The organism is Pseudomonas sp. AGC41 (genome assembly GCF_057334555.1).
In genome coordinates this window covers 62883-75323 of sequence record NZ_JBHFJB010000163.1, presented here as the reverse complement: position 1 = coordinate 75323, position 12441 = coordinate 62883, and the positions used below count along the sequence as shown (strand labels likewise).

Genomic DNA, 12441 nt, shown 5'->3' with positions numbered 1-12441 from the left:
CCCCCCCTCCCACGATGTTTTGTGCGTGATTCAAAGTGGTGCGAGTTTTCCCGAAGCGCACCATAACGGCACGAAACCTGCCCCATCCGGGAACGCCATCCCGGACATTTCCTACATACCCTTCGATTGGCAAGCCCCTTGCTCTAAACACAGCACCGTTCATTGCTGGAAGACTCCGATGCTGGTTATTCACCGCAGAATCGACACTCAACCGCGCTGGGACGCCGAGCTGCACCTGACCTTTGACGCCCGCAGCAAAAGCCGTCTGCGCTGTTTCAGTGCCGAGGGTGAAGACGTCGGATTGTTTCTGGAGCGAGGCCAGCCGCCGCTGTATGACGGTGAATGCCTTCAGGCCGAGGATGGGCGCACCGTTCGCGTCTGCGCCCGCGCTGAGCAACTGCTCCACGTCACCTGCGCCAATGCGTTCGAACTGACCCGTGCGGCCTACCATTTGGGCAATCGCCACGTTGCCCTGCAGGTAGGCGATGGTTGGCTGCGCCTGCTGGACGATTACGTGCTCAAGGCGATGCTCGAGCAACTGGGCGCCAGCGTCGGATCCATCGAAGCCCCGTTCCAACCGGAACACGGCGCCTACGGCGGCGGCCATCATCATTCCCGGCACGGCGATGAAGATTTCAATTACGCGCCGCGCCTGCACCAGTTCGGCGTGCGTTTATGAACCCGGCCTGGGCGCTGCTGCGTCTGGCCAGTCCACAACTGCCGATTGGCGGCTACAGCTATTCCCAGGGCTTGGAAATGGCCGTTGATAATGGCCTGGTGAAGACGCCCAACGATGCACGCCGCTGGATCAGCGATCAGATGCTGCTGAACCTGGCGCGTTTCGAGGCGCCTTTGCTGCTGGCTCATTGCAGGGCAGCCGCTGCCGACGATTGGCACGCGCTGCTGGATCTTTGTGAACAGCACCGAGCCAGTCGGGAAACCCGCGAGCTGTACCAGGAGAGCCGGCAGATGGGCTACTCGTTGCAGCAACTGCTGGCGGGCCTGCCGGAGCTCGACAGCGCCGCAAGCAGCTTTCTTGAACAGCGCAGCGAACCACATCTGGCTCTGGGCTGGGCCCTGGCGGCTCGGGCCTGGGACATCAAGCCAGAGGATGCCCTCGCTGCCTGGCTGTGGAGTTGGCTGGAAAACCAACTGGCGGTGTTAATGAAAACCCTGCCCCTGGGCCAGCAAGCTGCGCAAAGGTTGACCAGCGAGCTGCTGCCCTTGCTGCAACAGGCCCAGCAGATCGCCTCGACCATCGACCCCGACCATTACGGCAGCGCCGCGTTTGGCCTGTCCCTGGCGTGCATGGCCCATGAGCGCCAGTACAGCCGCCTGTTCCGTTCCTAGGAGAGACACATGAATACACAACCTTTGCGCGTCGGTATTGGCGGCCCGGTAGGCTCCGGCAAGACCGCGTTGACCCTGGCCCTCTGCCTGGCCTTGCGCGAGCGCTACAACCTGGCCGTGGTCACCAACGACATCTACACCCGTGAAGACGCCGATTTCCTGGTGCGCAACGAAGCCTTGGCGCCGGAACGGATCATCGGCGTGGAAACCGGCGGGTGCCCGCACACGGCGATTCGCGAAGACGCCTCGATCAACCTTGAAGCGGTAGACCAGTTGAACCGGCGCTTCCCAGGCCTCGACCTGATCCTGGTCGAGTCCGGTGGCGACAACCTGTCCGCGACCTTCAGCCCTGAACTGTCGGATCTGACCATCTACGTGATCGACGTGTCGGCTGGCGACAAGCTGCCGCGCAAGGGCGGGCCGGGCATCTGCAAATCCGACCTGCTGGTGATCAACAAGATTGACCTGGCGCCATTGGTGGGTGCCTCGCTGGAATTGATGAACAGCGATACCCAGCGGATGCGCAACGGCAAGCCCTTCGTGTTCAGCAACCAAAAGACCGGCCAGGGCCTGGACGACATCATCGCCTTCATCGAGCGCCAGGGCCTGCTGAGCGCGGCGTGACTTTTCCCTATTCGAACAAGGAAGCCTATCCATGACATTTAAACGTATCCTCGGCGCCCTCGCGTTGCTGCTGGCCCCAGCTCTGGCCTTCGCCCACCCCGGACACGGCGATAACGGCCTGATCGCCGGCCTCGGCCATCCCATCGGCGGCCTCGATCACCTGCTCGCGATGTTGGCGGTCGGCTTGTGGGCCGCCCAACAACAAGGCGCAGCGCGCTGGGCACTGCCATGCACGTTCGTCGGCACGATGCTGCTCGGTGGTCTGCTGGGCTTTGAAGGCCTGAACTTGCCGGCGTTGGAAAACGGGATCGCCGCTTCGGTGCTGGCCTTGGGTCTGGCGGTGGCATTGGCTGCGCGTCCGCCGCTGAGCCTGGCAGTCGGCGCGACCGCGCTGTTTGCGCTGTTCCATGGCGTGGCCCATGGCTTGGAGCTGCCGGATATGTCGAGTCCGTGGAGCTATGCGGCCGGGTTCATCGCGGCGACGGCGGCGCTGCATGGTGCGGGTTTTGCGTTGGTTCGCGTGTTGCCACGCGCGGCAGCGCCGGTGATCAGGTTGGCCGGGGCTGCTTCGGCGGCGGCTGGGGTCTGGTTGTTGGCCAGCTGACTTTTTCTGCTTTATTCAAAACTTCTTCGCGAGCAGGCTCGCTCCCACATGGACGGTGTACGCCAATCCATGTGGGAGCGAGCCTGCTCGCGAAAGCGGCTTGACAGGCACCGCATCGCCAAGACCTGCCACTCTGCTACCATGTCGCGCAAACGCCCCCCGCCGTGACGACGTCCGCCAATGCCTGAAGCCTCCCGCTCCGCCCTTCTACCCGAATTGACCACGCTGTTCGCCACGGTGCATCAGCAGTTTCACGATGTGATCGTGCCGATGTGGCAAGGTCCGGGCTGGAATGCCGAGTTGGCGTTGCCCTATGAGTCCCTGGATATCCAGCACAAGCCGCTGCCGCCCCAGCGTTATCGCGCCATGGCCTGCGCGCGGCAGCTGTATGTGTTCGCCAGCCTGATCGGCGAAGTGCCGCAGGCCGAGGAACGCGCCGCCGCGCTGTTTCGCTCGCTGCAACGGCACTTCCACGATGCCGAACATGGCGGCTGGTTCTACAGCATCGACCCGCTGGGGATTCCGCTGGATACCGGCAAGGATTTGTACACCCACGCCTTCATCCTGTTCGCCTGCGCCCATTACTGGGGCAAGGTTCGCGAACCGCTGGTGGAGTCGGTGCTCAATGCGGCCCTGGAAATCATCGCGCGACGCTTTGCCACCGGCGACGGTCTCTACGAAGCCAGCCTCGGCCGCGACTGGTCTACAGCCGAAACAGGACCGCTGCAAAACCCACTGATGCATCTGGCAGAAGCATTTCTCGCGACCCTTGCGGTTCGCGACGACGCCACTGTTCGTCAAGCGTTGCTGAGCCTGTGCGAGGGGATGTCCAAGTGCTTCGTTGATCCGCAACGGCAAGTCATGATGGAGAAACCGCTCAAGGCTGTGGATAACTGGTTCGAGCCGGGGCATCAGTTCGAGTGGTATTTTCTGCTGGCCTCATCGCCCTTGTTGCGTGGCGGCAAACTGCACTTGGCCCTGGAACGCAGCTTCGGCGATACCGAACAACAAGGCGTCGTTCCGCACACCGGTGCCGTCTGCGCGATGCTGGACCTGGAGCCACAGAATGCTCCGCGCGATGCAACCCCACGCATCTGGGCCCAGGCGGAATACCTGCGGGCACTCACGTTGCGCCCAGGAAGCGAAGGGATTTTGCTGCGTCAATTACGGGCGTTGCAGCAACATTTCCTGCATCCCCTGGGCTGGAACGAGTGCCTTGATGCCGAGGGCAATGTCAGCCGTCGAGACATGCCGTCCACCACTCCCTATCACCTGCTGACCTGCTATCGCGGGCTGGCTGACTATCTGTCCTGACAAACCTTTGTGGTGGGGGAGCAACTCCCACACCATAAAAAGCTCATCTCGAAAACCCCGTCAGGCCTTGTTGCGCTCGATGGCAAACCCGGCCCACGTCTGGCTCACCGGCATCAGCTCCAGGCTGTTGATGTTGATGTGCGCCGGGGTGTTGAGCACCCAGAAGATGGTGTCGGCGATGTCCTGCGGCTGGATCGGCTCGGCGCCGGCGTAAGTCGCGTTGTAGCGCTCCTGATCACCACCGAAGCGCACCAGGGAAAACTCGCTCTCGCACAGGCCCGGTTCGATATTGCTCACCCGCACGCCGGTGCCTTGCAGGTCACAGCGCAGGTTCAGCGAGAACTGTTTGACGAACGCCTTGCTCGCGCCATACACGTGACTGCCCGGATACGGGTAGTTGCCGGCAATGGAACCCAGGTTGATGATCCCGGCGCCACGACCATGGGCAATCAGCCGCGGCAGCAGCAGGCGGGTGCTGTAGATCAGGCCTTTCACGTTGGTGTCGACCATGGTGTCCCAGTCATCGAGGTCGCACTTGGGCGCGGGGTCGACGCCCAATGCGAGGCCGGCGTTATTGATCAGGCCACGCAATTTGGCGAACGAAGGCGGCAGGTCGGCGATGGCCTCTTCCATGGCCTTGCGATCACGCACGTCCAGGACCAGGCCATGGACCTCGGTCTGCTTCGACAACTCGGCACAGAGGGCGCTGAGACGCTCTTCACGACGACCAGTCAGCACCAGTTTCCAGCCGGCCTCGGCAAAACGACGGGCACAGGCTTCACCAAAACCGGACGTCGCGCCGGTGATAAACAGGGTGTCGGACATCGTGTTCTCCTTGCTTGGGCTTCAAACCATTGATGGAAATCGGCCCACAGCATGCCCGCCCTGACACACCCTGGGCAAGGCTTGGGGCGCGTTTTTGTCTGCATGGCTGCTCATAAAACAACCAATCGAGCCCAGGCCTTGTTAGACAAGGGCTGCAGAGGGTTGCGCGCATCTTATCCACAGGCACGTCCACAATAATCGGGGGCAAGTACAAACGCTGGAAGCCGCTGTGTATAAGGCTTTACGGGACATTTGGAAATTTTTTTCGCTTGACCCACCAAGTGAGGTTGTGCAGCGGAAGTTATCTGCTATAAGCCGAGGCCAGATAGACGATGGCGCCAAGCCAGCAACGACGCCGCTCCGCGCGGTCTTTCCAGAGTTTAGTCACAGACTTATCCACAGGCTTGCTGACAGTTTTCCGAACGCCAACGACGCTTAGAAAACTGTTGACAACTTCCACTTCCGAATGACCAAAACCGCTTGATCAAAAAACGCTCACCACCCTGTAAGCCGCGTAATCAAAGGGCTCCAGCCAAGTACACCCACGTTACCCACAGCCAGTTCCACAGCAAACGGGGACAAGTCAAAACCGTGACAAAACAACTGTTTGCGGCGACTTTATGTCGCGGTTTCGCAGGGCTTCGAGATTGTTGTCCACAATTCTCCAAACTCTATATATCCCCTGTGGGAGCGAGCCTGCTCGCGAAGGTGGCGTGTCAAATACATGGGCGACAGCTGATGCGCCGCATTCGCGAGCGGGCTCGCTCCCACAGGGGGAAGGGTGGCGATGTGAAGAGATAAAAAAACCGGCGATCACTCGCCGGTTTTTTTCATTGAAGCAGCCTCAATGCCCGCCAAGATACGCGTTGCGCACCTCTTCGTTGGCGAGCAGTTCCTTGCCGGTGCCGGTCAAGCGGATTTCGCCGTTGACCATCACATAGGCCCGGTCCGACAGCTTGAGCGCGTGGTTGGCGTTCTGCTCCACCAGGAAGATAGTCATGCCGGTGGACGCCAGTTCCCGCAGGGTGGCGAAGATTTGCTTCACCACGATCGGCGCCAGCCCCAGGCTCGGCTCGTCGAGCAGCAACAACTTCGGCCGGCTCATCAAGGCCCGGGCGATGGCGAGCATCTGCTGCTCGCCGCCGGACATGGTCATGGCTCGCTGGTTGCGGCGCTCCTTGAGCCGCGGGAACAGCTCGAACATGCGCTGCATGTCTTCGCTGGCGTATTTGTCGCCGATAGGGATGGTGCCCATCAGCAGGTTTTCCTCGACGGTCATGTCAGGGAACACCCGGCGCCCTTCCGGCGATTGAGCGATGCCGTTCGAGGCGATGTAGTGCGACGACTTGTGGGTGATGTCCACGCCCTGGTAAATGATCTGCCCACCCGCAGCGCGGGGCTGGCCGAAGATCGACATCAGCAGCGTGGATTTGCCGGCACCGTTGGAGCCGATCAGGCTCACGGTTTCGCCTTCGCCGATGTGCATCGAGACTTTCTTCAGGGCCTGGATCGGCCCGTAGAACACGTCCAGCTCCTTGAGCTCGAGGATAGGCCCACTCATACCAATTCCTCTTCATCGGCGCCCAGGTAAGCCGCGATCACCTTCGGATCGTTGCGAATCGCCTCGGGACCGCCCTCGGCAATCACGTTGCCGTGATCCAGCACTACGATGTGATCGGAAATACTCATCACCATGCCCATGTCGTGTTCGATCAGCACCACGGTCAGATCGTGCTCGTCGCGCAGCAGCCGGATCATCGCGCTCAGCGCTTCGGTTTCCTGAGGATTGAGGCCGGCGGCCGGTTCGTCGAGACAAATGATCTGCGGACGCGTGCACATCGCCCGAGCGATTTCCAGGCGGCGCTGCTGGCCGTAGGAAAGCTCACCGGCCAGGCGGTTGGCGCAGTCCACCAGATCCACCACTTCCAGCCAGTAGAAGGCGTGATCCAGGGCATCGCTTTCAGCCTGGCGATAACCCTTGGTGTTGAGGATGCCCGCCACCAGGCTGCGGTTGACCCACATATGCTGGGCCACTAAAAGATTTTCCAGCACCGACATTTCCTTGAACAGGCGAATGTTCTGGAAGGTGCGCGCCAGACCGGCGCGGTTTACCAGGTGGGTGCCGCCGAACATCTTGTAGTACAGCCGGCTGGCGAAAGACTTTGGCGAGACGAAGTCCGTCGGGCGGAATGCTTCGCCGAGCAACTGGATCACGTTGGTCTGCTCGCCACGCACGTTGAGCTCGATCTTGCCGCCCGAAGCCTTGTAGAAACCGGTCAGGCAGTTGAACACCGTGGTCTTGCCCGCGCCGTTGGGGCCGATCAGGGCGAAGATCGAGTTGCGCTTGACCTGCAGGCTGACGTCGCTGAGGGCCTTGATGCCACCGAACTGCATCATCAGGTTTTCGACTTTGAGTACGACTTCGCTCATGGCGCTACCCCCTTGCGCGGCGTCACACCGGTACGGCTGATGCGGATCAGGCCGCGTGGGCGCCAGATCATCATCAATACCATCAACACGCCGAACAGCAGCACGCGGTACTCAGAGAAACTGCGCAGCAGCTCCGGCGCCACGGTGAGCACGAATGCCGCGATCACCACACCAACCGTCGAGCCCATGCCACCCAGCACCACGATCGCCAGGATCAGCGCCGACTCGAAGAAGGTGAATGAGGACGGATTGACGAAACCCTGGTAACTGGCGAAGAACACACCCGCCAGGCCAGCGGTGGAAGCACCGATGGTGAACGCAGAAAGCTTGACCAGCACATGGTTCAAGCCCATGGAGCGACAGGCGATTTCGTCCTCACGCAGGGCTTCCCAGGCGCGGCCGACCGGCATGCGGGTCAGGCGATGCTTGACGTAGAGCACCAGCAGTACGGTGATGAACAACACGATGTAGATGAACAGGAATTTGATGTTGGGGTTGTAGTCGATACCGAAGAACTCATGAAACGGCACCCCGCCGTCCTTCGCTCGCCTGCCGAACTCCAGGCCCAGGAAGGTTGGCGCAGGAACCGGCATGCCGTTCGGCCCGCCAGTGAACGACAACCAGTTGTTCAGCACCAGTCGGATGATCTCGCCGAAGCCCAGGGTCACGATGGCCAGATAGTCACCGTGCATTCGCAACACCGGGAACCCCAATATGCACCCCGCCATTGCCGCCGCGATTGCCGCCAGTGGCAGTACGGTCCAGAAACCCAGCCCCAGGTATTGGTAACCCAACGCCAGGCCGTAGGCGCCGATGGCATAGAACGCCACGTAACCCAGATCGAGCAACCCGGCCAGGCCGACCACAATGTTCAGGCCCAGGCCCAGCAGCACGTAAATCAGCCCGAGGATGACCACGGTAAGCACGTACTTGTTGGCGAAGAACGGGAACACGATGGCAATCACGATCAGGGCCGGGATGATCCAGCGCAACCGCGACTTGTAGTCGGGTGGCAGCACATGCACGCCGGAGCCGGTGCTCTCGAACCCCTGGAGAATCTTCAGCCCCTTGGGGGTTTGCAGAAACAGGCTCAGGGCAAAACGCCCGACCATCACGATCGCCACCAGCCAGCCGACGCGGGCCGGCTGCAGGTTGAAGCTGTAGCCGTCGAGCACCACGCCGACGATCGGCCCGAACACGATCAGTGAGATCAGGCCGGCCAGGATCGCGTCGATGACGCTCTGTTTGATATCAAGCGGTTTATTGGCAGCAGACATACTTATACCTTCGCCACGAGTGGGCGACCCAACAGGCCTTGGGGACGGAAAATCAGAATCAGCACCAGCAGCGAGAAACTGAACACGTCTTTGTAGTCGGAGTTGATCAGACCGGCGAACAGCGACTCGGAGATCCCGAGGATGATCCCGCCAAGCATTGCCCCAGGCAGGGAGCCGATGCCGCCGAGTACCGCCGCGGTGAACGCCTTGATGCCGATGATGAACCCGGCATAGAAGTCGAACGTCCCATAGTTCATGGTGATCAGCACACCGGCCAGGGCGGCCATGGCCGCACCGATGATGAACACGTAGGAAATCACCCGATCGGTGTTGATGCCGAGGATGGAGGCCATCTTGCGGTCTTGCTGCGTGGCGCGGCACATGCGGCCGAGCTTGGTGTACTTGATGATGTAGGTCAGCAGCGCCATGCCGGCGAATGCGGCAATCAGGATGAATATCTTGGTGTAGGTGAGCTGCACGAAGCCGGTACCGATGTCGACGCGCATGGCGCCTTCAAGCAGTGTTGGCACACCCTGTTGGCGGGCGCCCTGGCTGATCTGCGCGTAGTTCTGCAGGATCAGCGAGATGCCGATGGCGCTGATCAGCGGTGCCAGGCGGGTGGAGTTGCGCAGGGGTTTGTAGGCGACGCGTTCGATGACCCAGCCGTATACCCCGGTAACCACGACCGTGAACACCAGGGTGCCAAGGATCATCAGCGGAAAGGATTCGATACCGAAGTAAGCCAGCAGAGCCAGACTGATTGCCGCGAGGTAAGCGGAAATCATGTAAACCTCGCCGTGGGCGAAGTTGATCATGCCGATGATGCCATAGACCATTGTGTAGCCGATGGCGATCAGACCATAGACCGACCCGAGGGTCAGGCCATTGATCAGTTGCTGCAGGAAAATACCATCCATAACGCGATCTCACGCAGTGAGACAGCACATCCCCGAGGACGCGACGACGGGATCCAAGCCCAGCGCCAAAAGGATGTGCGGCTCGTAGAAAAAAACAGACGGGCCGTTGGCTAATGCCAATCAGGACAGGGTGAACACATTCTCCGTGGGGGGGGGGGGGGTGCTCCCGCTGGACTGCGCAGCAGGCCCCTTTTGGGGGCGCCAAGCGCCCCAGCGGGCCCCCCCCCCCCCGCCACAGGCTAGTCATCCCTTCAAATTACTTCTGTTTTTCCAACTGGTGGTATTTGCCGTCCTTGTCCCACTGGTAGACCACATAGTCGGAGACTTTCAGGTCGCCCTTGGAATCCCAGGCTTTTTCGCCCATGACGGTTTTCACCGGGTTGGCTTTCAGCCACTTGGCGGCGTCTTCGCCCTTGTTGGACTTGGCACCGTTGAAACCGGCGGCCAGTGCCTGGACAGAGGCATAGGCGTACAGAGTGTAGCCCTCAGGCTCTACGCCCTGGGCACGGAAAGCGTCCACCACGGCCTTGCTGTCCGGCAGCAGGCGTGGGTCGGCGCCGAAGGTCATGTACACGCCATCGACATATTGCGCGCCGCCAGCGGTAGTGACCAGTTCATCGGTGACGATGCCATCGTCGGACATGAACTTGACGTCCTTGAGGCCTTGCTCACGCAGCTGGCGAACCAGCGGGCCGGCTTCCGGGTGCAGGCCGCCGAAGTAGACCACGTCGGCACCGGCCGAACGGATCTTGGTGACCACGGCGCTGAAGTCTTTTTCGCCACGGGTCAGGCCTTCATACAGCACTGGGGTCACGCCACGCTTCGCCAGTTGTGCCTTGGTAGCATCCGCCAGGCCTTGGCCGTAGGTGTCCTTGTCGTGCAGGACGACAACTTTCTTGCCCTTGAGCACGTCGACGATGTAGTCGCCAGCCACGATGCCTTGCTGGTCGTCACGACCACACATGCGGAACATCGCGCTCAGGCCACGCTCGGTAACAGCCGGATTGGTCGAGCCTGGGGTGATGGCAATGATGCCTGCTTCGTCATAGACCTCGGAGGCCGGGATGGTGTTGGACGAGCAGAAGTGCCCGACCACGCCGATCACTTTGTCCTGGTCAACCAGGCGGTTGGCCACGGCCACGGCCTGCTTCGGTTCGCAGGCATCGTCACCGGCGACCAGGACGATTTTCTCGCCATTGACGCCACCTGCCTTGTTGATGACATCGGCCGCGGCCTGCGCACCTTTCATGTACTGCTCGCCAAACGCGGCGTTGGCGCCGGTCATCGGCCCCGCCACACCAAATTTCACATCAGCCTGGGCAAACGCAGAAACACCCAGCGCAGCTGCCACTGCGAGGGCCAGAAAGCCTTTCTTGTAAAACGTCTGGGACATGAGGTGGTGCTCCAAGGTTTTTTTAGTTGGCACTGCGACTTCACTTCACTGAAAAGCTAAGAGCAAGGGCCGTGCCATCGGTTTTTTATTCTTAAAAAAGTCGCTGCTTTATTGTTATTTCGACTGTTTCGGGCCCTTTTTCACAGGGCGTGCAACCGTCTAAACCGGACGAGGTGCAACCGTTTTTACAAGTAGGTGGAACCCTCCATGAGCCATCATTGCAACCGCCATACGAAACGGCGTGCAACCACTGTGTAACAACCTGCGTCACCTAACTGCACACTGCCGGTGCGCGGCTGCTACAGCCCGCACCATAACAGGCTAGCCGCTGTGTTGAAAAACGCCGCTGCCCGTAACACTTTTCAACAATCAGATGACGATCCGCAGGCACTGGCCCGCGTGATACAGAGAAAAGCCCGCTTCATACAGGCAACTGCGCAGGCCAACGCCGGCCAACGGCTGCATGGGCGCGAAAGGGATCGGCAATGCCTTGGCATCGCCGTGGCACAGATAGTCGGCGAACGCCTTGCCGACCACGGTGCCGGTGGTCACGCCTCGACCGTTGTAGCCGGTGACGGCCACCAGGCCGGGCGCTGGTTCGAACAGACGCATCAGGTGATCGGGCGTGAACGCAATGCAACCGGTCCAGGTGCACTCCCACTCCACGGGCTTGAGGTAAGGGAAATAATGCTGCTGCACCCGGTCCGCCCAGGCCTTGAGGAACCAGGTCGGCTTACGGTTGCCATTGCCCAGGCTGCCCAGCAGCAAGCGACCGTCCTTGTCCCGGCGAATGCTGCTCAATACCTGGCGAGTATCCCAGGAACCTTGCCCGCCCGGCAGAATGCGGTCGGCGGCCGCGTCGGTCAGTGGGACCGAAGCGACCTGATAGTAATATCCGGGAAAGAAATTGCGCCGCAGCTCGGTCCAGTCGCCTTCGGTATAGGCGTTGGACGCGATCACGACTTGCTCGGCCAGCACCGAGCCCTGGGCAGTCTGCACTGACCAGCGCTGGCCCTGGCGTTCCAGCCGCGTGACCGGCGAATGATCGAACAATTGGCCGCCAAGGTCCTTGGCCGCCTTGGCCAGCCCGCTGGTGTAGGCCATCGGGTTGAGCGTGCCGGCGCGGCGATCGAGCAATGCCGCGGCGATCCTGTCAGTGCCGGTTGCCTCGGCACAGGCTTGGCCGGTCAGCAGTTCCACCGGCGCGCCACGGCGTTTCCATTGTTCTTCGCGGCTGCGCAGGTCTGCCTCGCCCCGGGCGTTGTGCGCCATATGCAGGGTGCCTTCGCGGCGCAGCTGGCAATCGATGTGGTATTTGTCGACGAGGCTGAACACCAAGGCCGGCGCGGCCCCGAGCATGCGGTTGAGCTGGCTGCCCACCGCCTCGCCGAAGCCGGCTTCGATATCATCCGGCGGGATCCACAGGCCGGCGTTCACCAGCCCGACGTTACGTCCGGAGCCGCCATGCCCGGCCCGATGGGCTTCCAGCACTGCCACGCGTTTGCCTTGTTCGAGCAAATGCACCGCCGCTGACAGGCCGGTAAAACCAGCGCCGATCACACAGACATCTACCGTGACCTCGCCTGTAAGCACAGTGTTTTCGGGCCTTTGTGGCGTCAGCTTTTCCCACAGACATTCTTCGCGTAACGGCATTGCCAGACTCCAAATGAAACCCAACCATCACACCATTCAACTGTGGGAGGGGGG

The 12441-nt window shown here is 61.1% G+C and carries 12 protein-coding genes; 5 read left to right on the top strand and 7 right to left on the bottom strand.

All coding sequences use genetic code 11. The features are described 5' to 3' along the window. Window positions 1–178 precede the first annotated feature (178 nt). From ureE to ACE04F_RS28535, 5 genes are all read left to right on the top strand, one after another. Window positions 179–679, top strand: coding sequence for an urease accessory protein UreE (ureE, locus tag ACE04F_RS28555; RefSeq protein ID WP_486111002.1), 501 nt, complete (start codon window positions 179–181; stop codon window positions 677–679). Beyond that, on the top strand, window positions 676–1350 hold the full coding sequence (locus tag ACE04F_RS28550; protein ID WP_486111000.1) for an urease accessory protein UreF: 675 nt from the start codon (window positions 676–678) through the stop codon (window positions 1348–1350). The genes ureE and ACE04F_RS28550 overlap by 4 nt, the downstream gene beginning before the upstream one ends. Before the next feature lie 9 nt (window positions 1351–1359). Beyond that, window positions 1360–1974 carry an urease accessory protein UreG gene (gene ureG, locus ACE04F_RS28545; RefSeq protein ID WP_305497140.1) on the top strand — a complete coding sequence of 205 codons (615 nt, stop codon included), beginning with the start codon at window positions 1360–1362 and terminating at the stop codon, window positions 1972–1974. A 31-nt stretch (window positions 1975–2005) separates the two neighbouring features. After that, window positions 2006–2578 carry a HupE/UreJ family protein gene (locus ACE04F_RS28540; protein ID WP_486110998.1) on the top strand — a complete coding sequence of 191 codons (573 nt, stop codon included), beginning with the start codon at window positions 2006–2008 and terminating at the stop codon, window positions 2576–2578. 180 nt (window positions 2579–2758) lie between these two features. Further along, complete coding sequence (locus ACE04F_RS28535; RefSeq protein ID WP_486110996.1) at window positions 2759–3892, top strand: AGE family epimerase/isomerase; 1134 nt, start codon at window positions 2759–2761, stop codon at window positions 3890–3892. Window positions 3893–3952: 60 nt separating this feature from the next. Here ACE04F_RS28535 and ACE04F_RS28530 read toward each other — a convergent pair whose 3' ends face one another. The 7 genes from ACE04F_RS28530 to amaA all read right to left on the bottom strand — a co-directional run bounded on the left by ACE04F_RS28530 (window position 3953) and on the right by amaA (window position 12387). Further along, entirely contained in the window at window positions 3953–4717 is a 765-nt protein-coding gene (locus ACE04F_RS28530) for an SDR family oxidoreductase (RefSeq protein WP_486110994.1), read from the bottom strand. An 844-nt stretch (window positions 4718–5561) separates the two neighbouring features. Beyond that, complete coding sequence (locus ACE04F_RS28525; RefSeq protein ID WP_053117959.1) at window positions 5562–6278, bottom strand: ABC transporter ATP-binding protein; 717 nt, start codon at window positions 6276–6278, stop codon at window positions 5562–5564. Next, a complete protein-coding gene (locus tag ACE04F_RS28520; RefSeq protein WP_486110992.1) occupies window positions 6275–7147 on the bottom strand; it encodes an ABC transporter ATP-binding protein in 873 nt (290 codons plus the stop codon). Before ACE04F_RS28520 ends, ACE04F_RS28525 begins: the two co-directional genes overlap by 4 nt. Continuing rightward, entirely contained in the window at window positions 7144–8424 is a 1281-nt protein-coding gene (gene livM / locus ACE04F_RS28515; protein WP_486110990.1) for a high-affinity branched-chain amino acid ABC transporter permease LivM, read from the bottom strand. The genes ACE04F_RS28520 and livM overlap by 4 nt, the downstream gene beginning before the upstream one ends. A 2-nt stretch (window positions 8425–8426) precedes the next feature. Continuing rightward, a complete protein-coding gene (locus tag ACE04F_RS28510) occupies window positions 8427–9341 on the bottom strand; it encodes an ABC transporter permease subunit (RefSeq protein WP_434558835.1) in 915 nt (304 codons plus the stop codon). Between the two features lie 256 nt (window positions 9342–9597). Then, window positions 9598–10734: a branched-chain amino acid ABC transporter substrate-binding protein gene (locus ACE04F_RS28505; RefSeq protein WP_434569984.1), complete on the bottom strand. Its 1137-nt coding sequence runs from the start codon at window positions 10732–10734 to the stop codon at window positions 9598–9600. Between the two features lie 369 nt (window positions 10735–11103). Beyond that, window positions 11104–12387 (bottom strand): L-pipecolate oxidase, encoded by a 1284-nt coding sequence (gene amaA / locus ACE04F_RS28500; RefSeq protein ID WP_486110987.1) that lies wholly within the window; start codon window positions 12385–12387, stop codon window positions 11104–11106. Between the last annotated feature and the right edge of the window lie 54 nt (window positions 12388–12441).